Origin of the sequence: Aeromonas sp. JL9 (genome assembly GCF_024436075.1) — a bacterium.
Lineage (GTDB): Bacteria > Pseudomonadota > Gammaproteobacteria > Enterobacterales > Aeromonadaceae > Aeromonas > Aeromonas veronii.
Genome location: NZ_JANFNV010000010.1, coordinates 34883 through 59415 on the forward strand (window position 1 = coordinate 34883; position 24533 = coordinate 59415).

Annotated in this window: 19 protein-coding genes; 7 read left to right on the forward strand and 12 right to left on the reverse strand. The window is 60.1% G+C overall.

The genetic code is table 11. The features are described 5' to 3' along the window. Positions 1-238 precede the first annotated feature (238 nt). From NOM06_RS09770 to NOM06_RS09785, 4 genes are read right to left on the reverse strand one after another with little or no spacing between them, the layout of a single operon-like run. Positions 239-1684, reverse strand: coding sequence for an HD domain-containing phosphohydrolase (locus NOM06_RS09770; RefSeq protein WP_255911348.1), 1446 nt, complete (start codon positions 1682-1684; stop codon positions 239-241). A gap of 56 nt (positions 1685-1740) precedes the next feature. Further along, positions 1741-2862 (reverse strand): beta-ketoacyl-ACP synthase III, encoded by a 1122-nt coding sequence (locus NOM06_RS09775; protein ID WP_255911350.1) that lies wholly within the window; start codon positions 2860-2862, stop codon positions 1741-1743. A gap of 54 nt (positions 2863-2916) precedes the next feature. After that, positions 2917-4080, reverse strand: coding sequence for a VWA domain-containing protein (locus NOM06_RS09780; RefSeq protein ID WP_255911352.1), 1164 nt, complete (start codon positions 4078-4080; stop codon positions 2917-2919). Between the two features lie 3 nt (positions 4081-4083). After that, entirely contained in the window at positions 4084-4926 is an 843-nt protein-coding gene (locus NOM06_RS09785) for a MoxR family ATPase (protein ID WP_255911354.1), read from the reverse strand. A 159-nt stretch (positions 4927-5085) separates the two neighbouring features. Here NOM06_RS09785 and cysK point away from each other — a divergent pair, with 159 nt between their 5' ends. The 4 genes from cysK to crr all read left to right on the forward strand — a co-directional run bounded on the left by cysK (position 5086) and on the right by crr (position 9078). Next, complete coding sequence (cysK, locus tag NOM06_RS09790) at positions 5086-6054, forward strand: cysteine synthase A (protein WP_047440293.1); 969 nt, start codon at positions 5086-5088, stop codon at positions 6052-6054. 440 nt (positions 6055-6494) lie between these two features. Further along, positions 6495-6752 carry an HPr family phosphocarrier protein gene (locus NOM06_RS09795; RefSeq protein ID WP_005338266.1) on the forward strand — a complete coding sequence of 86 codons (258 nt, stop codon included), beginning with the start codon at positions 6495-6497 and terminating at the stop codon, positions 6750-6752. Positions 6753-6798: 46 nt separating this feature from the next. Then, on the forward strand, positions 6799-8526 hold the full coding sequence (gene ptsI, locus NOM06_RS09800) for a phosphoenolpyruvate-protein phosphotransferase PtsI (RefSeq protein WP_021229076.1): 1728 nt from the start codon (positions 6799-6801) through the stop codon (positions 8524-8526). 42 nt (positions 8527-8568) lie between these two features. Further along, the gene (gene crr / locus NOM06_RS09805; RefSeq protein WP_005338264.1) at positions 8569-9078 is read left to right on the forward strand and encodes a PTS glucose transporter subunit IIA; all 510 of its coding nucleotides are present in this window, start codon (positions 8569-8571) and stop codon (positions 9076-9078) included. 98 nt (positions 9079-9176) lie between these two features. Here crr and NOM06_RS09810 read toward each other — a convergent pair whose 3' ends face one another. From NOM06_RS09810 to pykF, 5 genes are all read right to left on the reverse strand, one after another. Next, positions 9177-10109 (reverse strand): sensor domain-containing diguanylate cyclase, encoded by a 933-nt coding sequence (locus NOM06_RS09810; RefSeq protein WP_255911356.1) that lies wholly within the window; start codon positions 10107-10109, stop codon positions 9177-9179. Between the two features lie 339 nt (positions 10110-10448). Further along, a complete protein-coding gene (locus NOM06_RS09815) occupies positions 10449-10598 on the reverse strand; it encodes a hypothetical protein (RefSeq protein ID WP_255911358.1) in 150 nt (49 codons plus the stop codon). Positions 10599-10643: 45 nt separating this feature from the next. After that, positions 10644-11048, reverse strand: a complete 405-nt coding sequence (locus NOM06_RS09820; protein WP_255911360.1) for a hypothetical protein — start codon at positions 11046-11048, stop codon at positions 10644-10646. Positions 11049-11455: 407 nt separating this feature from the next. Further along, on the reverse strand, positions 11456-14785 hold the full coding sequence (gene mscK / locus NOM06_RS09825) for a mechanosensitive channel MscK (RefSeq protein WP_255911362.1): 3330 nt from the start codon (positions 14783-14785) through the stop codon (positions 11456-11458). Between the two features lie 150 nt (positions 14786-14935). Further along, entirely contained in the window at positions 14936-16348 is a 1413-nt protein-coding gene (pykF, locus tag NOM06_RS09830) for a pyruvate kinase PykF (RefSeq protein ID WP_031227651.1), read from the reverse strand. A 308-nt stretch (positions 16349-16656) separates the two neighbouring features. On the opposite strand from pykF, the gene NOM06_RS09835 reads away from it, so the two are divergent. Then, positions 16657-16899, forward strand: coding sequence for a hypothetical protein (locus NOM06_RS09835; protein WP_100646456.1), 243 nt, complete (start codon positions 16657-16659; stop codon positions 16897-16899). A 167-nt stretch (positions 16900-17066) separates the two neighbouring features. Beyond that, a complete protein-coding gene (locus NOM06_RS09840) occupies positions 17067-17831 on the forward strand; it encodes a class III extradiol ring-cleavage dioxygenase (RefSeq protein WP_255911364.1) in 765 nt (254 codons plus the stop codon). A 93-nt stretch (positions 17832-17924) separates the two neighbouring features. Here NOM06_RS09840 and NOM06_RS09845 read toward each other — a convergent pair whose 3' ends face one another. The 3 genes from NOM06_RS09845 to NOM06_RS09855 all read right to left on the reverse strand — a co-directional run bounded on the left by NOM06_RS09845 (position 17925) and on the right by NOM06_RS09855 (position 23432). Continuing rightward, positions 17925-21677 (reverse strand): AAA family ATPase, encoded by a 3753-nt coding sequence (locus NOM06_RS09845; RefSeq protein ID WP_255911366.1) that lies wholly within the window; start codon positions 21675-21677, stop codon positions 17925-17927. After that, complete coding sequence (locus NOM06_RS09850) at positions 21674-22900, reverse strand: exonuclease SbcCD subunit D C-terminal domain-containing protein (protein ID WP_255911368.1); 1227 nt, start codon at positions 22898-22900, stop codon at positions 21674-21676. Before NOM06_RS09850 ends, NOM06_RS09845 begins: the two co-directional genes overlap by 4 nt. 103 nt (positions 22901-23003) lie before the next feature. Then, positions 23004-23432, reverse strand: a complete 429-nt coding sequence (locus tag NOM06_RS09855) for a GNAT family N-acetyltransferase (protein WP_005338252.1) — start codon at positions 23430-23432, stop codon at positions 23004-23006. Positions 23433-23612: 180 nt separating this feature from the next. Here NOM06_RS09855 and rdgC point away from each other — a divergent pair, with 180 nt between their 5' ends. Beyond that, positions 23613-24524 carry a recombination-associated protein RdgC gene (rdgC, locus tag NOM06_RS09860; protein WP_005350107.1) on the forward strand — a complete coding sequence of 304 codons (912 nt, stop codon included), beginning with the start codon at positions 23613-23615 and terminating at the stop codon, positions 24522-24524. Positions 24525-24533: the final 9 nt, after the last annotated feature.

Below are 24533 nucleotides of genomic sequence, written 5' to 3' on the forward strand. Positions count from 1 at the left end.
GGAGGGCAAATTCCGGCCTTTTCCTGCCATCTTGTGATCCCGGTTGCGTCATTGGCACGAATCCGGATCACAAAATGACAAAAAATAGCTGTAAACAAAGGGAAATATCAATATAGGCGCGGTGTGGTAAATGCCGTCAGCATGGCGCTGAATCGGCGATGGCCAGACCTGTTTGTGTACAATTTATGACGCCGGTTGCCCTGTCAGCGATCACGGCAAAGGGCCGGGATGCGCCTGCTCATTGGTGATCCTGAAACTGCGCGGCAATCTCCCTGAACTGCGTCTCGCAGGCGAGAAAAGCCGCGACGATGCCGGGATCAAAATGGCTGCCGCTCCCCTTCACGATGATCTCCTTCGCTTCTTCATGGCTGAAAGCAGGTTTGTAGACCCGTTTCGAGATGAGGGCATCGTAGACATCCGCTACCGCCATCAATCGCCCGGAGAGGGGAATCTCCTTACCCGCCAGCCTTGCCGGATAGCCGCTGCCATCCCACTTTTCGTGATGGGTGAGGGAGATCTCCCGGGCCAGCCGCAAGAAGGAGTTGGAGCCCAGCTGCGCCTCGGCACTCGCCAGCGCATCGGCGCCGATCTGCGGGTGGCGCTTCATGATGGCGAACTCCTCGTCGGTCAGCTTGCCCGGTTTGAGCAGGATGGCATCGGGAATGCCCACCTTGCCCACATCGTGCAGAGGGGCCGACTTGAACAGCAGGTCGATGGTGGCATCATCGAGCGGATAGCGATCCCAATCGCTGCGACTGAGGTATTGCGCCAGCGCCTTGACGTAGTGCTGGGTGCGAATGATATGGGCGCCGGTCTCGTTGTCCCGGGTCTCCGCCAGCGAGGCAAGGCCGAGGATAGCCACGTCGCGGGTCAGGTTGAGCTCGTCGCTGCGGGATTTCAGCTCGCCGATCATCTGATTGGTGCTGGCTGCGATAAGGCCAAACTCGTCATCCCGGGTGACCGGCACCCGGGCGTCGAAGTCACCACACTGTACTCTGGCCATGGTGCTGGTCTGCTGGCGCAGGGAGAGGCCGAGATTGCGACCATAACCGTGGATGATGAGGGCGAGATAACAGAAGGTCACCGTCATTACGAAGGCGATCTCCCACAGGATGTAGTGCTGGGCATCGACCCTCGGCAGACTGCGCTCCACCGTCACCAGCCACTCCAGATCCTTGTTGAACAGCAAGAAGAATACGCCCCCCAGCAGGGTGAGGGTCGCCAGGGTAAAGAGGGTGAACTTGCGTGGCAGCGGCATGGCCAGCGGGTGGCTCAGTGCCAGGCTCTGCTCGGCTTGCCGTGTTCTGGCCCGATGCCAGTCTCGCTCCAGAGTCAGGTCGGCCGCTACCAGAAAGCCGAGGGTGGTCATCCCTAGCAGCACCTTGAGGTGACTCTCCAGCGGAAAGTCGTGGGCCAGGGCGTTGTAGCCCGACAGCAGCAGTGCTCCCAGCAGGTAGAAACCCACCTCCAGTCCAAACCCGTCCAGCCCGTTGCGCGCCAAGGGCCGACTTGAGAGCAGCCAATTGCGCACGGCGAACATGATGGCAAACGTCACCAGGGTCGGCCCCAGCAACTGGGGCAGGGTGAGACTCTCGAGAAACGGGCAAACCTGCCAGCCATAGAGACAAAATAGTGACAGGGTTACCCCGTAGTGCAGGGCGCAGCGCCCCGAGATTCTCATCATGATTTCACCTGAACAGCGTTTTTGTTGTTATGGCCGCCGCGGCACGTATTTCATGCTCAGCATCGTTGCAGCAGCAGGCTACCGATAGAGTAGCCGGCGCCAAACGAGCACAGTACGCCGCGAGCCCCCGCAGGAAGGTCGCGATTGTACAGATGAAACGCGATGATGGAACCCGCCGAGCTGGTATTACCATAGCTATCAAGAATGACCGGCGCCTCCTGCTGGCTGGCATCGTGGCCGAGCAGTTTGCGGCCGATGAACTGGTTCATGGTGAGGTTGGCCTGATGGAGCCAGAGCCGGCTCAGACTCTCGGCAGGCCAGCCCTGCTCGTCGAGCTGGTTGGCTATCTGGTCGCACACCAGCGGCAACACCTCCTTGAACACCTTGCGCCCCTGCTGGCGAAACAGCTTGTCGTCGCCGTAGCGGGTGCGCGGGCTCAGCCGGTTCAGAAAGCCGAAGTTGTTGCGGATGTTGTTGGAGTACTCGGTCACCAGCTTGCTGGCTACCAGTTGCCACGGGTTGGCCACCTTGCAATCTTCCGCTCGCTCCAGCAGCACCGCGGTGCAGGCATCGCCGAAGATAAAGTGACTATCACGATCGCGAAAATTGAGGTGCCCCGAGCAGATCTCCGGATTGACCACCAACGCCACGTTGGCGGTGCCTGCCGCCAGCATGTCGGCGGCTGTCTTGATACCGAAAGTGGCGGAGGAACAGGCCACGTTCATGTCAAAGGCCATGCCGCTCGCCCCCAGATAGTGCTGCAGCTCGATGGCCAGCGCCGGATAGGGGCGCGGCATGTTGGAGGCGGCGACGATGACCAGATCGATCTCTCCCGGCTCGCGACCGGCGGCGATCAGTGCCTGCTCGGCGGCGGCTACCGCCATCTCCACCATGATGGAGGGCATCTCATCGGGCCGCTCCGCCAGCAGCGGCTGCATGATGTCGGGGTTGAGCACTCCCTCTCGGCTCACCAGATAACGACTCTTGATGCCGGAGGCCTTCTCGATGAACTCGCAGCTGGAGTGCTGCTTGGCGGGGAGCTGGCCGGCGTCGATGGCGGAGGCGTTCTCCTCGTTGTAGAGATCTACGTACTGGTTGAAGGCGGCCACCAGCTCTTCATTGCTGACGGCAAAGGGTGGGGTATAGAGGCCTGAGCCACTGATCACGATAGAGGTCATCTTTGCTCCTCGCCGGGTGCGTTCCCGGCTTGTCGGTTTATAGGGTAGAGAGGGTTACAGCTGGTCGATCGCCGCAGCGAGACCCGCCAGGGTCAGCGGATGCATCCGTCCGCCAACCACGTCATTCATCAGCTTGATGGAGGGATGCCAGAGCCACTCCCGCCGCGGGGTGGGATTGATCCACACCAGTTTGGGAAAGTGTTGCTGCAAGCGGGTGAGCCACACCTGACCCGACTCCTCGTTCCACTGCTCGACACTGCCGCCCGGCCAGGTGATCTCGTAGGGGCCCATGGTGGCATCCCCCACCAGGATAACCTTGTAGTCGCTGCCATAGGTGCGCAGCAGCCGCAGGGTATCGAACCGCTCCTCAAAGCGGCGCTTGTTATCCTTCCAGACGAAGTCGTAGAGGCAGTTGTGAAAATAGAAGTACTCCAGATGCTTGAACTCGTGGCGCAGGGCGGAGAAGAGGCGCTGCACCTCGGCCACGTGGGCATCCATGGAGCCTCCGACATCGAAAAAGACCAGCAACTTCACACCGTTGTGGCGCTCGGGCCGTAGCTTCACATCAAGCCAGCCCTGGCGGGCAGAGCTTTTTATGGTGTCGTCGAGATCCAGCTCGTCGGGATTGCCTTTGCGCACCCAGCGTCTGAGTTTGCGCAGCGCGAGCTGAATGGCACGCTGGCCGAGCGGTGAGTCGTCGCTGAAGTTGCGATAGTGACGGGCCTCCCACACCTTGGCCGCCTTACCGTGCTGCCCCTCTCCACCCATGCGCACCCCCTCGGGGTGAAAACCGCCGTGGCCAAACGGGCTGCTGCCACCGGTTCCCACCCACTTGTTGCCACCGGCGTGGCGCTCTTTCTGCTCGCGTAATCGCTGGTTAAGGGTCTCTAGCAGCTTGTCGAGTCCGCCGAGGGATTTGAGCAGCGCCTTCTCCTCTGGGCTCAACAGTCGTTCGAACTCCTTGCGCAGCCACTCCTCGGGCAGGCTTTCCGGCAGCAGAGGGATGGCGTCCAGCCCCTCATAGTATTCGGCGAAGGCGCGATCGAAGCGATCGTAGTGGGCCTCGTCTTTTACCAGCAGGCAGCGGGAGAGTTGGTAGAACTCGTCCATATCGATAGCGACCAGCCGGGCTGCCAGTGCGGCGTGCAAGTCCAGCAGCTCACGCAGGCTGCAGGGGAGCTTGTGGCGGCGCAGGTGGGTAAAAAAGTCGATCAGCATGGATCAGCTGCCGCGCCGGGCCAGAAAGGCGAGCTTCTCGAAGAGATGCAGATCCTGCTCGGTCTTGAGCAGGGCGCCATATAGCGCGGGCACCAGCTTGCCCGGCTCGCGGGCACGCATTGCCTCGGGGGCGATATCGTCGGCCAAGAGCAGGCGGATCCAGTCCAGCAGCTCCGAGGTGGAGGGCTTCTTGCGCAGCCCCTCTACCTCGCGCAGCTCGAAGAATAGCTCCATCGCTTCGCCAAGCAGGCTCTCCTTGAGGTCGGGGTAGTGGAGTTTGACGATGGCCTGCATCTCGGCCTTGTCGGGGAAGCGGATGTAGTGGAAGAAACAGCGGCGCAGGAAGGCGTCCGGCAGCTCTTTTTCGTTGTTGGAGGTGATGATAACCACCGGCCGCTGGCGCGCCTTGACTCGCTCGCCGGTCTCGTAGACGTCGAACTCCATCCGATCCAGCTCCAGCAGCAGATCGTTGGGGAATTCGATGTCGGCTTTGTCGATCTCGTCGATCAGCAGCACAGGTCGCTGCTCGGCGCTGAAGGCCTGCCACAACTTGCCTTTACGAATGTAGTGACTGATATCGGCCACTCTGGGGTCGCCGAGCTGGGAGTCGCGCAGCCGGGCCACCGCATCATATTCGTAGAGTCCCTGCTGGGCTTTGGTGGTGGACTTGATATGCCAGGCAATGAGATCGGTGCCGAGATGGTCGGCGACCGCTTCTGCCAGCACCGTCTTGCCGGTGCCCGGCTCCCCTTTGATCAGCAGCGGTTTTTCGAGGGTGACGGCGGCATTGACCGCCATCTTCAATGCATCGGAGGCGAGATACTGGTTGCTTCCTGAAAATCCCATAACGTCGGTTCCTTTGACGATTGGCGCCCGGAGTCAGGGGCCAGAGAGAATAAGCTCTATATGTTGTAATACCATATGGTTATAACGAATAGTCACTTCTCATTCAGAAACCACAGGGTAATCTTGTTTCATCGTCGTAACAAACACAGGGATAGCGCCATGAGCAAAATTTTTGAGGACAACAGCCAGACTATCGGTCACACCCCGCTGGTTCGTCTCAACCGTGTTACCAAAGGCCGCGTGCTGGCCAAGATCGAGAGCCGCAACCCCAGCTTCAGCGTCAAGTGCCGTATCGGTGCCAACCTGATCTGGGATGCCGAGAAGCGCGGCATCCTGACCAAGGGTAAGGAGATCATCGAGCCCACCAGCGGCAACACGGGTATTGCTCTGGCCTTTGTCGCGGCGGCTCGCGGCTATCCCATCACCCTGACCATGCCGGCCACCATGAGCCTGGAGCGCCGCAAGCTGCTCAAGGCGCTCGGTGCCAATCTGGTGCTGACCGAAGGGCCGCTCGGCATGAAGGGGGCCATTGCCAAGGCCAACGAGATCCTCGAATCCGAGCCGGGCAAGTATGTGTTGCTGCAACAGTTTGAAAACCCGGCCAACCCGGAGATCCACGAAAAGACCACCGGCCCCGAGATTTGGGATGCCACTGACGGCGAAGTGGATGTGTTCGTGGCCGGGGTCGGTACCGGTGGCACCATTACCGGTGTCTCCCGCTACCTGAAGAAGACCCAGGGCAAGGCGGTGGTCTCTGTCGCGGTCGAACCGGCCGAGTCGCCGGTCATCAGCCAGAAGCTGGCCGGGGAAGAGATCAAACCGGGCCCCCACAAGATCCAGGGGATCGGCGCCGGCTTTATCCCGGGTAACCTGGACCTCTCCCTCATCGATCGGGTGGAGAAGGTGACCAGTGACGAAGCCATCGAGATGGCCCGTCGCCTGATGGAGGAGGAGGGGATCCTGGCCGGTATCAGCTCCGGTGCTGCGGTGGTGGCTGCCAGCCGTCTGGCCGAGCTGCCGGAATTTGCGGGCAAAACCATAGTGGTCATCCTGCCGAGCGCGGCGGAGCGTTACCTCTCCAGCGCCCTGTTTGCCGGGGTGTTCAGCGAGCAGGAACTGCAGCAGTAACTGATCGGAATCTTTCAAAACAGCGGCGCTCCCAGGAGCGCCGCTTCTTTATGGGCTAGACTCAACCCCTGTTAGTGTCACTTGATCCTTATTTTTTGGGGTAAAATAACAAGTTCCGGAGTGAGAAAAAAAGCAGACATTCCGCTCTAAATCTCATATCCTGTGCGGCGTCACGCGGTGTTTGCTGGCTGGGTATCACAAAGTAACAAAGTGTTATTTTTCGTTATAAAATAATTTCAGGCCAGTTCTGATGCGGCTTGTAGCCCAATAACTGAAAATTGCCAACCAGCGCGCCGATTACTGCACAGAAACTTGACCTGGATTAAACCATTGCGGGTCTGCTTTCGTTACTTTACAACATATCCATACTGACACGGTGGGTCAGGTTGCTTCAAAAACGACCAATCCACCAAAAAATATCAATAATATGGGGTGAAACCATGTACGAGAAGTCTGTTGTTATTACTGCTGAAAACGGCCTGCACACCCGTCCGGCAGCTCAGTTCGTGAAAGAAGCCAAAGAATTCCAAAGCGAGATCACTGTGGTCTCCGGTGGCAAGTCCGCCAGCGCCAAGAGCCTGTTCAAGCTGCAGACCCTGGGCCTGACCAAGGGTACCAACGTAACTATCCAGGCTGATGGCCCGGATGCTCAGCAAGCTGTTGAGAAGCTGGTTGCCCTGATGGACGAGCTGGAGTAATCCAGCTTTAGATTCCTCCCCCACAGTCGTTTTAATAGGAAGGATTATGATATCTGGCATTCTTGCGTCCCCCGGTATCGCATTCGGTAAGGCGCTTCTTCTGAAAGAAGATGAAATCGTTATCAATCAGGGCAAAATCTCTGCTGACCAGATTGATGCCGAGATCAACCGTTTCCTCGAAGCTCGTACCAAGTCAGCTACCCAGCTGGAAGCCATCAAAGAGATGGCCGGTCGCACCTTCGGTGAGGAAAAAGAGGCCATCTTCGAAGGCCACATCATGCTGCTCGAAGATGAGGAGCTGGAAGGGGATATCAAATCCTTCATCAAAGAGAACAAGGCTTCCGCTGACAAAGCCATCTATGAGGTGATCGAACAGTACGCCAAGATGATGGCCGAGCTGGATGACCCTTATCTGCGCGAACGCGCTACCGACTTCCGTGACATCGGTACCCGTCTGGTCAAGAACGTACTGGGCATCGCCGTTGTCAACCTGAGCACCATCGACGAAGAGGTTATCCTGGTCGCCAAAGACCTGACCCCGTCTGAAACCGCTCAGATCAACCTGAAATATGTGCTGGGTTTCGTCACCGACATCGGTGGCCGTACCTCTCACACCTCCATCATGGCCCGCTCCCTGGAGCTGCCGGCCGTGGTAGGCACCAACGACATCACCGAGCGCGTCAAGAACGGTGACATGCTGGTGCTGGATGCGATCAACAACCAGATCATCATCAATCCGACCGCTGAACAGCTGACCGAAGCCAAGAAGTTCCAGGCTCAGTTCCAGGCCGAGAAAGATGAGCTGGCCAAGCTGAAAGATCTGCCTGCCATCACGCTGGATGGTCATCAGGTCGAAGTGTGCGCCAACATCGGTACCGTCAAGGATACCGAAGGTGCTATCCGCAATGGCGCCGAAGGCGTGGGTCTGTACCGTACCGAGTTCCTGTTCATGGACCGTGACGCGCTGCCGACCGAAGACGAGCAGTTCAAAGCCTACAAAGAAGTGGCCGAAGCGATGCCGGATCAGCCGATCATCGTGCGTACCATGGACATTGGCGGCGACAAAGAGCTGCCGTACATGAATTTCCCGAAAGAGATGAACCCCTTCCTGGGCTGGCGTGCCGTGCGTATTTTCTTCGACCGCGAAGACATCATGCACGCTCAGCTGCGGGCCATTCTGCGCGCCTCTGCCTTCGGCAAACTGCGCATCATGTTCCCGATGATCATCTCTGTCGAAGAGTTCCGTAGCCTGAAAGCTACCGTAGAGACGCTGAAAGCTGAACTGCGTGCCGAAGGCAAAGCCTTTGATGAATCCATCGAAGTGGGTATCATGATCGAGACCCCGGCCGCTGCCGTGATGGCTCATCATCTGGCCAAGGAAGTGGATTTCTTCAGTATCGGTACCAATGACCTGACCCAGTACACCCTGGCTGTCGATCGTGGTAACGAGATGATCTCCGCCATGTACAACCCGCTGTCACCCTCCGTCCTGACCCTGATCAAGATGGTTATCGATGCGTCCCACGCCGAAGGCAAGTGGACCGGTATGTGTGGTGAACTGGCTGGTGACGAGCGCGCTACCCTGCTGCTGCTGGGTATGGGTCTGGATGAGTTCTCCATGAGCGCCATCTCTGTACCGCGTATCAAGAAGCTTATCCGCAATACCAACTTCGAAGATGTGAAGGCAATGGCTGATCAAGCACTGAGCTTTGCCACCGCCGCTGAAATCGAAGCATGCGTAGATAACTTTATTAAGCAGAAAGCAGTCTGCTAAGATCGGCTGCAAACAGCGACAAATCATCTCTAGGAGCTTTATATGGGTCTGTTTGATAAACTGAAGAAACTGGTTTCCGACGATAGCTCTGACACCGGCGGCATCGAAATCTTTGCTCCGCTGTCTGGCGAAATCGTGCCGATCGAAGATGTGCCTGACGTTGTCTTCGCCGAGAAGATCGTTGGTGACGGTATCGCCATCAAGCCGGCTGGCAACAAGATGGTTGCTCCGTGCGATGGTACCATCGGCAAGATTTTCGAGACCAACCACGCGTTCTCTCTGGAATCCGACTCCGGTATCGAGCTGTTCGTTCACTTCGGTATCGACACCGTTGAACTGAAAGGCGAAGGCTTCAAGCGTATCGCTCAGGAAGGTCAGCAGGTCAAACGCGGCGACACCATCATCGAGTTCGATCTGGCTGTTCTGGAAGCGAAAGCCAAGTCTACCCTGACTCCGGTTGTCATCTCCAACATGGACGAGATCAAAGAGCTGATCAAAATGACTGGTGCCGTGACTGTGGGCGAGACCCCGGTTATCCGTATCAAGAAGTAATGCCCGGCTGGCTCACGCCAGTTGCGCAGTAAAAAACCGAAGCCTTGTGCTTCGGTTTTTTTATGGCCGCGAGTCGGCTTCCCTTTCTGGTGATCACTCTATTCCGTCGAAATGACAACCCGGTTACGGCCCAGATCCTTGGCCTGATAAAGGGCCCGGTCGGCCATCATCAGCAGATAGTCGATGCTCTCCTGCCCCTTCATGCTGGCACACCCCAGACTGATGGTGAGAGATAGTTGCGTCCCCTGCCATGGCAAGCGGGTGATACTGACATGCTGGCGCAGCTGTTCGGCGCGCCGTGCCGCCTGTTCAATATCGCAACCAGGCAGGATCAGCAGAAACTCCTCTCCGCCCCAACGGGCCAGGCTCTCTCCCGGCAACAGCTGGCCAGCCATGGCGTGGGCGACGGCGCAGAGCGCGGCATCGCCCGCAGGGTGGCCGTAGCGGTCATTGACCTGTTTGAAATGGTCGATATCTCCCAGTACCACCGAGAGGGGCTCACCCTGCAACCAAAAGGCCTGCAACTGTTGCTGGGCGCCACGCCGGTTGGTCAGTTCGGTGAGCGGATCGGTGCAGGAGAGGCGGCTCACCTCTTCCACCATGCACTGCAGGTCGTGGATATCGCGAAAGGTGACGATATGGCCATCCGGGATTGCATCGGCTCCCAGCTGGGCAGTGACGATAAACCAGCGCGACTGACCGCTCTTGCAGCGGATCAGCGCAGGCATTTCGGCGACCTCCAGCCCTTGCGACAAGCTCTGTTCCACCTGGGAGTGCCAGGAGTCGATGATGGTGCGGCGATACCCTTCATCCGGGTAGGCGACCTGAAACCAGGAGGCCATGTCCGGCAGATCGTCAAGGTTGTAGCCCAGCTGCTCAATGAAGGCTTTATTCAGGAAGCGGTGGCGCCGCTGCGGGATCATGTCGGGTGAGCAGCCATCGTGACGGGCAATGGATTCTGACACCAGAATAGGCAGCGGGATCACATCGAAGGAGCGAAACAGGATCTGTTGCAGTTCTCGGTCATTCATAGGAAAAGCAGCTCCACGATGCATCTTTTATATGCTTTACCATAGGTCAGACCAGTGTGGTCGTAAACCGATTTATGGCGGGTACGCCGCCGGTTTTTCAGCCAATGGCAAAGGCGAGAAAATGGCAGAGTTGTGTGCCGTGACCGTATCGGGTGAAAGCAGGGCAGGCTGAGGAGAAGCAGCGGGGCAAAAGGGTCAAAAAAACCCACATGGTCAGGCACATGTGGGTCGGGAAAAACCAGACAGGGTAAAACAGACACTCCCTGTGTCGGTCATCTTCAGCTCAGGTGGAGGTGGTCCATCTGCTGGAGCTTTTCGGGCCAGGGCCCCTGCTGGTGGTCACCAAATCTTCACGCGCTCGGAAGGTGGCAGATAAAGCGTATCTCCCGGTTTGATGGCAAAGGCGTGGCAGAACGCCGGCATGTCATCCGGTATCCGTGTCTGGGCCAGCGCAATGAGGCTGGCGATCATGCTGCGTTGCTGTTTCATCGTGTGTGTCCTGTATGGGGTGAATTGGCTGTACCCGATGGTCAATCAGCTGCGAACGACCGAGAGGAAGCGACCGTCGTGATTGAAGGTGCAGGTAAAGTCGACTGCATCATCGTCGGTCTCGTACTGGCCATAGACCTTGTATCTGTGGCCGCTATCTTCTGCCGACTCGGTGGTGATATCGCGCGGGGAGACATGGAATTTGCTGGCTGCTTCCCCCGAGCAGTAACGGGGCATCTTGCTGGTGGCCATATGCTGGTCATCGCTATCGTCATGCTGGCCATCATGCTCGTGTTTGTTATCGCTGTGCTTTTTCCCGGCGTAATAGCCAGCGGCGCCGATGGCACCCAGCGCAGCTGCACCTATCAGGACTTTCTTGGTGTCCATATTCTGGCAGCCGCTCAATGCCAGACAGGCGGCCAACCCCATTACCATCAAGGAGTGTTTCATCTCTCGGATCCTTTCAATTATCAAATGAGCAAGTCGGTGTCAGCCGGGCGGTGGTCACAGGGCCCGGCGCTGGAATGGCGCCACTTTGCAATGGTCAGGATGAAGAGGACACTCAAATAAAATTAAAAAAAGTTATAAAAGTCCGGGAGCCGGAGCGAGCGCGGTATGGGGTAAGTGGTGAGGGGAGAAGAGCATGGGTTTGATCCAAGTAGTCAGTTGTCTGGTGACTTAAGTCATTGTTTTTATGGTTTTATTTCTCTTTATATTTTATCAAGGGTGATGGCTGCCTGTTGTGCGGCGGCCAGCCATGCTGGCAATGGGGAACTGTCTCTATCGCCATAAACTGGCATAAAAAAGCCGCTCACCTGGGTGAGCGGCTGTTGCTATCAGATTAATGCAGTTCGCTATCAGGCTGGCTGCTTGCCATCTTCCGCGGGCGGCGGCAGAGCGGCGGAGTTGGACTCCACCTTCTGCTCTTCGCCCTGCATGTTCTTGATGTAGACATCCATCTGGTTGAAGGCGATCTCGATGCCGTTCTCGCGGAACAGCTGGTCGATCTTGCGGTTCAACTCGTCTACCGCTGGGTTGCGATCACCCAGTTCGCTCACGAAGAAGCGCAGCTCGTGATCCAGAGTGCTGGCGCCAAAGGTGAGGAAGTAGACGATGGGAGCCGGGTCTTTCAGTACCCGACTGTTTTCGTCGGCGGCCTGTTTGAGCAGGGTGCGGGTCAGCTCCAGATCCGAGCCGTACGCTACGCCCACTCGCACGATCACCCGGGTGACGGTGTCACTCAGCGACCAGTTGATGAGCCGTTCTGTCATCAGTTGCTGGTTGGGGATGATCACCTCTTTGCGATCGAAGTCGGTCAGGGTGGTGGCGCGAATGCGGATCCGCGAGACGGTACCGGAGAAGGAGCCGATGGTGACGGTGTCACCGATCCGCACCGGACGCTCGAACAGGATGATGATGCCGGAGACGAAGTTGGAGAGGATCTCCTTCATGCCGAAACCGATACCGACTGACAGACCACCCGCTACCCACTGCAGCTTGTCCCATTGCACGCCCATCATGGAGAGAGCGGTGAGGGAGCCAAAGCCGATCAGCACGTAGTTGAGCATGGTGGTGATGGCGTAGGCGGTCCCCTGAGCCAGGTTGAGCTTGGAGAGCACCAGCACCTCCAGCAAGCCCGGCAGGTTGCGCGCCAGTGACCAGGCACCGCCGAGCAGCAGGAAGCCGATCAGCACGTCACTCAGGCTGATGGGGAACAGCACGGCGTTGGCGCCGGTGCCTTCACTGCGGTGCCACAGCACCATGCTGTCGAGGTAAGAGAATACCGCCACCAAATCGGACCAGAGCCAGTAGAAGGCGACGCCGAAGATCAGCATCAGCACGGTACGGGTCAGACGCAGGGACTGCTGGCTGACATCCTCCAGATCCATGGGCTGCTCTTCAATGGATTCACCACCTTCCGCATCTTCCGAAGATTTGTGCTCACGCTTGGCCACCGCACGGCGGTAGGCCAGACGACGGGCAGCCAGCTCCAGACCACGCAGAGCGGTGCGGTAGACCAGGCTCCAGATGATGATGAGGTAGAAGGATTCGATCAGGCGACCGGTCAGCTTCAGCGCGGTGTAGTAGTAACCGAGCACCGCCAGCACGATCAGCGCCACCGGTGCCAGCGCCAGGGCAATGGCGATCAGCGACTTCTGCATGCTCGCCTCGCCCTTGATGCGGGCGCGGGAGATGGGGAACACCAGATAGGCGGCCAGCCCCAGCAGGGTCAGGGTCATGGCCTGGCCGATCACGTCGTTGCCCAGGGTGGAGGGTTCAACCACCGCCTTGGTCGCGAGCATGATGAGCGGCAGCAGTGGCAACCAGATGTAGCGCATACTGTTGCGCTTGGCCTGCAGCTCCGCTTTCGGGATCCGGAAGTGGGTTTCGGCGATGCCGCCCGGGCGCATCACCGCCAGATAGACGCTGAATACCAGATAGCCGAGGGCAAGGTTCAGGGTGATCTGGAACATCAGCTTGGGACTGAGCAGACCGCAGTAGGTGAGCAGCAGACCGACAGCCAGAATGAACATGCTGCCCGGCAGGCGTTGCAGCACGGTATAGAGCAGGGCGCGCGGGGTGTGCCACTGGCTGTCCTGACGGAAACGGCCAAGGTCCTTGGTGATCTTCTTCTCGCGCTCAACCAGCGCCGGACGTTTCCAGACCAGCAGGCCGCCGATCAGCAGCAGCGGGAAGGCAAGCAGGGAGATCCCCAGCAGCTCTTCGCGCCAGCGTTTCCAGTCCGGTTTCAATACCCAGTCGGAGGCCTGTTTGTAGGCCTGGGCGGGCCAGCTGATAAACCACTTGCTGTCGATGGGCTTGTTGCTGCTTACCCAGAAGATGTGTTGCTGCAGGGTAAATTCGATAGAGGCATAGACCCGCGCCAGCTGCTGCTGGGTCAGCTGCAGGCTGATGGCGTTGGTAAGCTGGCTGTCGAGTTGGCGGTTGAGCTGATCGAGCAGATTGATGCGGGTATCGAGCAGCTTGGCAAGGTTCTCCTTGTCCTCCTCGCTGACCGGATCCTTGCTGCCGGCGATCAGATTGTCCAGATAGAGGTTCTTCTGGAACAGCTGGTCACGCTGCTGGCTCAGTTCAAACTGGGCCAGATGCAGATCGGCGATCTGCTCTTCCAGGTTTTTGACGGCGATGGTGGGCGCCGCTTCCAGCTGCTGGTAGAGCTGATAGAGGATGCGTGACAGCAGCAGATTGCCCTTGAGCATCTGCACCTGTTCATTGAGGTTGCGCTCGGTCTGGATGCCGCGCTCCAGCCAGCTCTTGGCTTGCAGGTTTTTCTGGACCAGCGAGTTGAGGCTGGTGGTGGCACCGATCAGCTGCTGGCTGAGCTGGTGGTTGAGCTCCTGCTCTTTTTGCACCAGCGGGCTGTCTTCGGTCGCCACCAGTTCACCGGTCTGCTCGGCGGTTTTTTCGGTGTCGCCGAGGCGCTTGGCGCTGCTCTGATCCTGCAACAGCTGCAGTTTCTGCTCTTCGCTGGCGAGACGGGCACTCTGGTAGTCGCGCTGCTTGATCGCCAGATCTTGCATGCTGGTACGGTTATCCAGCTCCTTTTGCAGGTGGGCCAGTTGCAGGTCGAGCAGGGCCAGCTCGGCACCGAGCTTCATCTTCTCGGCGCTGGAGACGCTTTCACCGGCGTTGAGGCGGGTACGGATCTCCTGACTGCGCTGGTAGGCACGGCTCATGCTGGCCTGGGCCCGCTCCGGCAGGGTCTGCAAGCTGGTGAGCTGGCTGCCGATGGCGCCGAGGGCCTCCTGGGCCGCCTGCATGTTGGCCAGCACTTCCGGCTGACGGCTGTCGAGCTCTGCCAGACTCATGCTGGCGTATTCGCTCTTGATCTGCTCCGCACTCTTGCCCTTGGTCAGGGCATCGAGCTTGGCACTGATCTCTCTGAGCTCGGTGGGCAGGTTGCGGATCCGCTGGGCCTGGGTCTTGGCCTTCGCCTCTTCCTTGTCGATGCTGTCGAGCAGTCCGAGGGTTTCGGTCAGCAACTTCTGATCCGCTTGCTGACTGACGGTCAGGGTCTCTGATTTACCCAGACCATCCAGCGCTCGCTGAACTGCGTTGCGAGAGGGGACATCTTGCGCCATGGCTTGCGGGACGCAGAGGCTGGCGAGGAGACAGAGCAGCGGCAACAGGGTGGCCGAGACTCTTTTAAAACGTATTGAGGGCATATAACTTCCGGGTTATTACGCGATATTCGGGAGATTTCCCGCATAGATTAAATTCGCGTGGATTCTAACACCGGGCTTGTCAGGTAAGCAGGGGGGAGGGACAAAAAAAACGGCGCCTGCAGGCGCCGTTTTCAACTCGTTCAGCTCTGATTAAAGAACGTGAACAGAAGCGGTGTTGGTGGTGCCGCTCGGTACCAGAGCACCGGAGACCATCACAACCACGTCACCTTTCAGACCCATGCCGATTTCCAGCGCGGCTTCTTTACCGATGCGATAGAAATCGTCGGTAGAGGCGATGCTGTCAACCACGTGAGCAACCACACCCTTGGTCAGAACCAGCTGGGCAGCAGTTTTCTTGTTGGTGGTGATAGCCAGGATCCAGGCTTTCGGGAAGTACTTGCGAATGGCCTTGGCAGATTTGCCGCCTTCGGTAGCAACCACGATCAGCGGGGCGTCCAGCTTCTCGGAGGTCTCTACGGCGCCTTTACATACAGCTTCGGTGATGCGCAGCTTGTTGCTGTCGTTGGCAGCAGACAGGTTGGACGGCATCACGGCATCGGTACGCTCGCAGATGGTGGCCATGATGGTCACGGCTTCCAGCGGGTACTTACCCTTGGCGGATTCACCGGACAGCATCACTGCGTCGGTACCGTCCAGGATGGCGTTGGCCACGTCACCAGCTTCGGCGCGGGTCGGACGCGGGTTCTTGATCATGGAGTCCAGCATCTGGGTGGCAGTGATAACCACTTTGCGGGCTTTGTTGCACTTGGCGATGATCATCTTCTGGGCGAAGATAACTTCTTCAACCGGGATCTCTACACCCATGTCGCCACGAGCAACCATGATGCCGTCGGAAACAGCCAGGATCTCGTCGAAGTTGTCCAGACCTTCCTGGTTTTCGATCTTGGAGATGATCTGGATGTTCTCGCCGCCGTGGGCTTTCAGGTGCTCACGGATTTCCAGAACGTCTTCTTTCTTACGGATGAAAGAAGCAGCAACGAAATCAACGCCTTGCTCGCAACCGAAGATCAGGTCGCGCTTGTCTTTCTCGGCCAGGGCCGGCAGCTTGATGGAGACGCCCGGCAGGTTAACGCCTTTGTTCTCGCCCAGGTCACCGTTGTTCAGCACTTTACAGATAACTTCGCGCTCGGTGATTTCGATAACGTCCAGACCGATCAGGCCGTCATCAACCAGGATGCGGTTGCCGACGCGCAGATCGTTGGCGAAACCAGCATAGGTCACAGCCACTTTGTCTTTGTTGCCAACCACGGTCTGGTCGGTGGTGAAGGTGAAAGTCTGGCCAGCGACCAGCGCGACGTCGTTGCCGCCTTCCAGCTTCATGGTACGGATTTCCGGACCCTTGGTGTCCAGCAGGATAGCTGCGTGCTTGCCGGTCTCGGCCATCACAGCGCGCAGGTTGCTGATGCGGCTGCCGTGCTCGGCGTAGTCACCGTGGGAGAAGTTCAGGCGCATGACGTTCATGCCGGCGTCCAGCATTTTGGCCAGCATTTCTTTGGATTCGGTCTTCGGACCGATGGTGCAGACAATTTTGGTCTTTTTCATGTCAATCTTCATGGTTAAGGAATTTCCGCCGAGCAATATACACCAGTTTTTGGAATCTTTTTATGATCCAGAAACAACGTTTTGACCAGATAACGTTTTCTTTTCAGGGATAACGTTTTCCTGTGAGTCACATTTTAGAGCATACGGCCACAGGTTCGGGCTGAAGGGATACAAATGTTGCCATCTGTGGTTGTTTGGCCGGGTTGAGGTTCAGATGTTGTAAAATGACCACCCGTCCGCTGTCACCGTCTTGTCACCGGCTTGCGCAAAAATGTTAGTTCATTGGCGCACGGGTGAAGGAGGTCGGGATGAAAAACAGCCATGAAACCGGATGGGCTCTGCTCTTGCTGGGCGCAGCCCTGCTGCTGGTTCAGACGCTGCCAGCCCGCTACTGGCCTGATAATGCGCGACTGCTGGCGATCTTCTCCCTCCCAGTGAAAGGGGAGGCGGCCGCCGAGGGATTGGCGTGGCGAGAGTGGCAGGATCACAGTGCAGCGACCCGGATGGCGCTTCGTGCAGCCCGACCGCTACCGGATGCACCGCAGCCTTGATATCTATTGCTGCTTACCGGTCGTGAAAGCGTGAAATTATCAACCATTAGTTGATAGTTATTATCTATCTTGCTGGATTGTCCACTTTTCATGGCAGAGTGATAATCGATTCCAACAGCGATATCCCCTCCGGTATCGCCCCCTGATACTTTGTTGGAGTCCGCTTTATGTCCCTCGCCCCCGTCTGGTTTATCTCTCACGGCGCACCGGATCTGGTGCTGCGTGAGCAACCCGCCACCCGCTTTCTGCGAACCCTGCGTCTGGGTGAGCTCAAGGGGCTGGTGGTCATCTCCGCCCACTGGTTCAGCCGCGAGCTGCAGATCAACGTCGAGCCCAAACCGGCCTTGATGTACGACTTTTACGGCTTCCCCGAGCTCCTCTATCGGATGCGCTGGCCTGCCAGCAGCCCCGAGTGGTTGCAGCAGGGGGTGAGCGACCAGCTGGCACTGGCCGGACTGACCGCCACCCCGGTGCGGCGCGAGCTGGATCACGGAGTCTGGTCGCCCCTATCTCTGATCGACCCAAACAGCGAGATCCCGCTGGTGCAGATCTCCATTCCCGCGAGCTTCACCTCGGCCCAGTTGTGGCAGTTGGGAGAGGTATTGGGGGCGCTGCGCAGTCAGGGGATTGGCATCCTCGCCTCCGGCGCCATCACCCACAACCTGCGGGCGCTGGCACCGGAAGGCTCGCCAGTGCCGGAGTGGGCCAGCCAGTTTGTCGACTGGCTGGAGCAGAAGATGGCCGACGAGGATAGGGTGGCGCTGCTCGACTATCGCCGGCAGGCTCCCGGTGCGGTGGAGTCCCATCCCCACGACGACCACCTGCGCCCGCTCTTTGTGGCGTTGGGGGCGGCCGATGGTGTGGCGCCGACTCAGCTGCACGAGAGCTGGGATGGTGGCAGCCTCTATATGGGCGCCTACCGCTTCGGCTGATAGCCTCTCAACAAGACCCCGCCAATTGGCGGGGTCTTGTTATTTATCGCGTGGGGGTTGAGCCGATGGTTCTGGTGATTGAGCCGAAGGCTCTCAGGGAACGACTACCCGGCTCTCGCCGCCGCCGAGGGCTTCGACCCTGATCTGCACGCCGATCCGCTCCACCAGGGTCTGGACGTGGGAGATAACCCCGATCTGGCGACCGGCGGCCTGCAGGGAGTCGAGGCTGGCGAGCGCCAGATCCAGACTGTCCGGATCCAGGGTGCCAAACCCCTCGTCGATAAACAGCGACTCGACCTGGGTCTGCCGTGACGAGAGGCTGGAGAGGGCCAGCGCCAGCGCCAGCGACACCAGAAAACTCTCGCCACCGGATAGGGAGTCCACCGAGCGCACCTCGTCCCCCATGTCGAGATCCACCACTTGCAGCGCCAGATCGGTGCCGGGTACCCGCTCCAGCCGGTAGCGCGGCGACAGCTCGGCGAGCTGGGCGTTGGCCTCCAGCAGCAGGCGTTCGAGGGTGAGGCTCTGGGCGAAGGTGCGGAACTTGGCGCCGTTGGCCTGCCCGATCAGATCGCACAGCTGCTGCCAGTGGTCGGCCACCGCCTGCTGGGCGGCCAGCTCCTGTTGCAGGCTACCCGCCTTGAGAGCGGCGGCTTCGGCCTGTGCCAGCTTGCTCTTGCACTCGAACAGCTGCTCTTCAAGGGAGCGACAACGGGCATCGAGTGCCGCCAGTTGATCGCTCAGCTCTGCATCCGGCAGGGCGGCCAGCTCGGGGTGGTGCTCGCGATAGCGATCCCGCTTGCTCTCCTCCAGCGCCAGCGCCCGTTGCCGCTCGGCGAGGCGGGTACGCGCCTCACCAAGGGCATCTTCCAACCCTTGCAGGGCCGTGCGGCGAGCCTTGAGTTCATCGGGGGTGATGGCGAGCAGGCGGCGAAGGTCGTACTCGGCAATGCCAAGGGTGCTGGCGTGGGCGGCCCAGCGGCCCAGCACCTCCCGCTTGCGGCGGCTGCTGGTCTGCTTTTCCTGCTCCACATGAGTGAGGCGGGTCTTGAGTTCGGTCTGCCGCTCCCGCAGAGCACGGGCGCTCTGTTGCATCGCCTCCAGTTCGCTGGCGAGTTGTTGCAGCCGCTGTTGCCAGCGGCTCTCGACCAACGGTATCTCCTCGCCACCGAGACAACCGCTGCGGCTGGTGAGCAGCCCCTGCCGCTGCTGCTCGTGCTCCTTGTAGTCCCGCTCCAGCTTGTGCAGCAGCTCGCGCTGGGTCTGCAGGCGCGCCTCCTGTGCGCTCAGGGCCGGGGTGAGGCTGGCGATCTCGCTGGCCAGCCGCTCCCACTCGCTCTGGCCGTGCAGCCAGGCTTCGCAGGCTCGCTGCCACTCGTGCCACTGCTGGCTGCCGAGCCACTGGCGCCACGGTTGGCCGCCCATCTGCTCGTCGAGGCGGTGGGCGCCTTGTTCCAGACGCTGGCGCAGGGTCGCCTCCTGCTCGCCCATCCCCTTCACTTCCCCTTCCAGTGCGATGCGCTGGCGGTCGGCCTCTTGCCACTGCTGGTCAAACTGCTGGTGCTGGGCAGCCAGTTGGCTCAGTTGTTGACGCACCCCTTGCAGCTGTTGTTGGCCAAGCTGGGCCTGACGCAGCTGCTGCTGGCTCTGGGCCAACCCCTGCTCCAGCGCCTGGCCACGGCCAAGCAGGGTGCTCATCAGCTCGTTCCACTCAATGGGGCTTTGGCGCAGCGGCAGCTGATGGCCGAGCAGGGTATCGCCTCCCAGCTGTTGCCAGCGCTGGGTCAGCTGCTCGGCGCGTACCTCCAGCTCCGGCAGATGTTGCTGGCGCACCGCCAGCTGGCGGGCCAGCTCCTGACGCTCGCTCTCGCACTGGATGTATTGATGATTGAGCCGATCCCATTCGAGTTCGAGGCTTCTGACCCGCTCCGCCAGCTGACCCAGGATCCCCGCTACCTGCGGCTGGCTCTGGCTGTAGGGGTGTTCCCCGGAACCGCACAGCGGGCAAGGTTCGCCATCGCTCAGGATATGGCGATACTGCTCGAAGCTGGCGATGGCACGGGACTGCTCCAGCGCGTGGCGCGCCTCATCCCGCTGCAGGGCGAGCCGCTCGCGGGCGGGGGCCAGCTCGTCGCCGAGGGTGGCGAGCTTGCCCAGCGCCTGCTCCAGCTGGGCAATCTCCTGTTGCAGGCGGGTATGCTGTTCGCCGTGGTTGCGGCCGTAATCGGCCAGCTCCAGCAGCTGGCGCAGCTGACCCAGCTGTTCGGTTTGCTGCTGCCACTGCTCCTGCGCCTTGGCGAGGCGGCTCTCCCACTGCTGCTCCTGCAGCTCGTTCTGTTGCTGCTGCAGCCGCTCCTGCTCGCGCTGCCAGTAGTCGCGCTCCTGCTGGCCCTGTTCCAGCTGGCGTTGCAGCTGCTGCAGGGCGCGCAGCTTGTGGTCGCGCAGGGTGAGCAATTGCTGCAGCTTGTCGGCATCCCCGGCCCAATCCTGCATGGCGGTGAGCAGGGGCTGCCACTGGCGGGCGACCGGTGCCAGCTCCTTGTTCTCTTCGAGCCAGAGGCTCCACTGCTGGTGCTGGCGCCTGAGCTGTTCCACCTGCTGACTCTGTTCGCGCCACCCCTGCTCGAGGGTGAGCTGCACTTCCCGCTCCTGAGTCCCCTCCTGCTGGATCTTCTGCAACTGCTGCTGCTTTTCCCGAATGCGGGTATCGAGCTCCTGTGCCCGCTTGAGTTCGGGTTGCAGGGCGCCCCATTCGCGCTCGGCGGCGATCTTCTCTGCCAGCAGCTGCTGTTCGGTGAGGGCGCTCTGCTGGGTCTGCTCCTCAAGTTTGGCAAGTTCCGGCCCCAGCTCGGCGATCACCTTCTCCTGCTGCTGCACCTCAAGAGTGAGGCGGGCCAGCTCGTCGTGATCGGCGCGGGCCACCTGCGCCTGCTCGGCGCGGGCGAACTCCTCGCGCTCGGGGGCGGCGGTGCCGTGGGCCTGCATGGCGGCCTCCAGCGCGGCTTCCCCCTCGCTGCAACCTTGCTGCTGGGTGGCTATGCGGCTGTTGAGGTCGCGCAAGTCCTGCATCAGCAGCTGCTGTTGCTGCTCGTGCTTGAGGGTGGTGGAGAGGCTCACCTGCTGGCTTACCCACTGTTCGCGGGTCGCTTCATCCATCAGCGCCACGTCGCCGAGGCGCTGGGCGATGGTGGCCAGCTTCTGCTGCTCTTCCCGCGCCCGTTCATAGGTCTGGATGGAGATGGCGGAGTAGAGTTCGGTGCCGGTCATCCGTTCGAGCAGGGCGGAGCGCTCGTTGGCGTCCGATTTGAGGAAGGCGGCAAACTCCCCTTGCGGCAGGATCACCGCGCGGCGGAACTGCTCCCAGGAGAGACCCACCAGCTCGTCGATGCGATCCTGCAGCTCCCGCTTGCTGCCGGAGAAGACCTGCCCCGACTCCATATCGGTCAGGGTGCGCTCTTGCGCCTGAAAACGCCCCTCCGAGCGGTTTCGCGCCCGGCGCACCGCCCAGCGGGCCAGCCAGATGCGGCCATCACAGCCGCGAAACTGCACCTCGGCAAAACCGCTGGCGTGGCCGCGACTGAGAATACCGCGTACATCGTTGGCCTTGAGCTTCTCCTCATCATCCATGCGGCCCACTTCGGCCACATTCTTGCGATTGGCGATAAAGCGCGGCATCTCGTCGTATAAGGCCAGACAAATGGCGTCGAGCAATGTGCTCTTGCCGGCGCCGGTGTTGCCGGTGATGGCAAACAGACCGGCGGCGCCGAGCGCCCCCCTGGTAAAGTCGATGGTGAAGGGGCCGGTCAGACTGGCCAGATTCTCACCTGACAGAGACAAGATTTTCATTGGTTTGACTCCTTCACCTGCTCCAGGATCTCTTCAAACGAGGCAACCAACTTGGCCTCGGGTTCCCCCTCGAACTGGCGCTGATAGCAGAGGCGAAACACCTCGGTGGGGGAGAGCTCATCGAGCCTGCGCCGCTCGCGACCATCGGCCAGCCCTTCGCCCGAGCCCTGATATTGGGTGCTGATGCGGGCCAACCGCACTGGCTTGTCGGCGATGGCCGCCAGAATGCGCTCGCGGATGCGGGCCTCGGGCTTGGGCAGCAGCAGCCGCACTTCGAGGAAGGGTTGTGCCTCTTGGGGACAAGCAGCCAGCTCGAGCGAAGCGATGGCTTTGAGTGCGTTGTCGAGGGGGCTCTGGGGCAGGCGGATCATCTCCACCGCGCGGGGTACAGGGATCCGCTCCAGCCCGGCCAGTTTGCCCCCCGTAAAGGTCACTTCCAGCACCTGATGGTTGTAGTTCGCTTCGGCAAGCGAGAGCGGCAGCGGCGAGCCGCTGTAGTGCACCCCCTCGGTCGGGCTCTGGGCCAGATGGAGGTGACCGAGCGCCGTGTAGTCGGCTGCGGCGAAAAGATCGGCGGGCAGGGCATGCTGGTTGCCGCCAAGCACCCGCCGCTCCGACAGCTCCGAGAGCTGGCCCGCCGCCAGATAGGCGTGGCCCATGGCGATGAGCGGCAGCGCCTCCCCGCAGCGAGCGCGCCCTTCGGCCAGCACCTCGGCATAGACCTGCCGTACCCCTTCGATCAGCCTGTCTTGTCCTTCTTCCAAAGACTCTACCCGCAGATCGCTGCTGCGCAGGAACGGCACGGCGGCGCACCAGGCGGCGATCTTGCCCTCCCGGTCTTGCAGCGGTACCAGCAGACGGTCGGTCTCGAGCTTGCCCTCACTGTCGCGGCTGATGCTGCCCACCAGATGCAGATCAAAGGCGCGCAGCAGCTCGTGGGGGGCATCGAGCTTGGAGGGGGAGTCGTGGTTGCCGCCGATCAGCACCATGTTGAGGTGGGGCATCTCGGCGCGCAGCCGCGCCAGAAAACGATAGAGTTGCTGCCAGGCGCTGGCGGGGGGATTGGCGGTATCAAACAGATCGCCCGCTACCAGCAGGGCGTCGATCTCGCGCGCCTTGAGGGTGTCGCTCAGCCAGTCTAGGAAGGCATCGTGTTCAAAACGGCGGTCATGACCATGGAGTTGATGGCCAAGGTGCCAGTCGGCGGTATGAAGGATTTTCATTGGAAAGCAGCCCGGTTGCAGGGACGGTGCATGTGGCACCCGATGAGGACAAGATGAGGATGCCCCGTGCTTTTTTCAAGTAAAACAGGGGGCTGGCATCGATTCAGGCAGGTTCGCAGCACATCCGGTATTGGGGGTGGCCGGTGAGGGGATCGGACTCCTCGGCCTCAATGACGAAGCCGTGGCGGCGATAGAAACGCACCGCCTGATCATTCTCGACGAAGACCCTGGCGTGGAGCGACGCCCCCTGACGCTTGGCTTCCTGCAGCAGAGCGTGGCCGACGCCGCGACCCTGACGGTCGGGGCGCACGAACAGGGCGGCGAGATAGTTGTCCACCAGTGCCATGAAACCGAGCAGATCGCCGCGCTCCTCAAACACCCAGATGGCGGCGCGATCGAGATAGCGGGTACGCAGATCCTCCTGGGCCTGCCACCAGCAGGAGGCATCGACGAAATCGTGGGCCTGCAGGGAGGCCAGCAACCAGATTTCGACGATCTCTTCCATGTCTTCCGGGCGACTGGGCCGTAACATAATTTCATCCTTGTTAACAACTTGCACAACTCGCAGTCTAGGGGAACTTGGTGACCGCTCAGGTGATATAAATGAGACCCTGTGAGGTCGATCGCCCTTTATTTAGCGAGAATGATTGGCTGATCACAAAGCGCCTCTCTAGTACAATGCCCGCCGGACAATCTAGAGACCGAGGACGCCATGTGGTTTAAAAACCTGCAGATTTATCGCTTTACCCGCCCCTTTGACCTGACCGTGGATCAGCTGGAAACCCAGCTGGAAGCCTGTGCCTTCACCCCTTGCGGCAGTCAGGACATCTCCCGTTTCGGGTGGGTCAAGCCCCTTGGCAAATTCGGCTCAACCCTGACCCACTCTGCCTCCGGCCACATCCTCATCTGCGCTCGCAAAGAGGAGAAGATGCTGCCCGGTACCGTGGTCAAGGAGATGCTGGCCGAGAAGGTAGAGGCGATCGAGTTTGAACAGGGACGCGCCCTCAAGAAGAAAGAGAAGGAAGCGCTGAAAGAGGAGATCCTCCACACCCTGCTGCCCCGTGCCTTCAGTCGTACCAGCCAGACCTTCGCCTGGATCAATCCGGCCGACAATTTGATGGTGGTGGACGCAGGTTCTGCCAAGAAGGCGGACGATCTGCTGGCACTGTTGCGCAAATCCATCGGCTCCCTGCCGGTGGTGCCGGTGGCCCTCAAGAACCCGCCGGAGATCACCATGACCGAGTGGCTGAACGAGGGCAATCTGCCCGCCTCCTTCACTCTGGAAGATGAAGCCGAGCTGCGCAGTGCCATGGAGCACGGCGGTATCATCCGCTGCAAGCAGCAGGATCTGATGACGGATGAAATCAAGAACCATCTGGCCAACGACAAGCTGGTGACCAAGCTGGCCCTCAACTGGGGCGAGACCGTCAGCTTCGTGCTGGGGGATGATCTCTCCATCAAGCGCTTGAAGTTCAGCGAAGAGCTGCGTGAGCAGAATGACGACGTCACCAGCGAAGATCCGGCCGCCCGTCTGGATGCGGACTTCGCGCTGGTCACCTCCGAGCTGTCCCAGTTTATTCCGGCGTTGTTTGCCGCCCTGGGTGGCGAAGAGCAGTCCATCTAACCGGACATG

Coding starts and splice junctions, on each gene's coding strand:
- NOM06_RS09835 (WP_100646456.1), top strand. CDS start 16,657: ATGAAAAACAGCCATGAAACCGGATGGGCTCTGCTCTTGCTGGGCGCA.
- cysK (WP_047440293.1), top strand. CDS start 5,086: ATGAGCAAAATTTTTGAGGACAACAGCCAGACTATCGGTCACACCCCG.
- pykF (WP_031227651.1), bottom strand. CDS start 16,348: ATGAAAAAGACCAAAATTGTCTGCACCATCGGTCCGAAGACCGAATCC.
- NOM06_RS09795 (WP_005338266.1), top strand. CDS start 6,495: ATGTACGAGAAGTCTGTTGTTATTACTGCTGAAAACGGCCTGCACACC.
- NOM06_RS09810 (WP_255911356.1), bottom strand. CDS start 10,109: ATGAATGACCGAGAACTGCAACAGATCCTGTTTCGCTCCTTCGATGTG.
- NOM06_RS09780 (WP_255911352.1), bottom strand. CDS start 4,080: ATGCTGATCGACTTTTTTACCCACCTGCGCCGCCACAAGCTCCCCTGC.
- mscK (WP_255911362.1), bottom strand. CDS start 14,785: ATGCCCTCAATACGTTTTAAAAGAGTCTCGGCCACCCTGTTGCCGCTG.
- NOM06_RS09775 (WP_255911350.1), bottom strand. CDS start 2,862: ATGACCTCTATCGTGATCAGTGGCTCAGGCCTCTATACCCCACCCTTT.
- rdgC (WP_005350107.1), top strand. CDS start 23,613: ATGTGGTTTAAAAACCTGCAGATTTATCGCTTTACCCGCCCCTTTGAC.
- NOM06_RS09845 (WP_255911366.1), bottom strand. CDS start 21,677: ATGAAAATCTTGTCTCTGTCAGGTGAGAATCTGGCCAGTCTGACCGGC.
- NOM06_RS09850 (WP_255911368.1), bottom strand. CDS start 22,900: ATGAAAATCCTTCATACCGCCGACTGGCACCTTGGCCATCAACTCCAT.
- NOM06_RS09785 (WP_255911354.1), bottom strand. CDS start 4,926: ATGGGATTTTCAGGAAGCAACCAGTATCTCGCCTCCGATGCATTGAAG.
- crr (WP_005338264.1), top strand. CDS start 8,569: ATGGGTCTGTTTGATAAACTGAAGAAACTGGTTTCCGACGATAGCTCT.
- NOM06_RS09855 (WP_005338252.1), bottom strand. CDS start 23,432: ATGTTACGGCCCAGTCGCCCGGAAGACATGGAAGAGATCGTCGAAATC.
- NOM06_RS09770 (WP_255911348.1), bottom strand. CDS start 1,684: ATGATGAGAATCTCGGGGCGCTGCGCCCTGCACTACGGGGTAACCCTG.
- NOM06_RS09840 (WP_255911364.1), top strand. CDS start 17,067: ATGTCCCTCGCCCCCGTCTGGTTTATCTCTCACGGCGCACCGGATCTG.
- ptsI (WP_021229076.1), top strand. CDS start 6,799: ATGATATCTGGCATTCTTGCGTCCCCCGGTATCGCATTCGGTAAGGCG.
- NOM06_RS09820 (WP_255911360.1), bottom strand. CDS start 11,048: ATGAAACACTCCTTGATGGTAATGGGGTTGGCCGCCTGTCTGGCATTG.
- NOM06_RS09815 (WP_255911358.1), bottom strand. CDS start 10,598: ATGAAACAGCAACGCAGCATGATCGCCAGCCTCATTGCGCTGGCCCAG.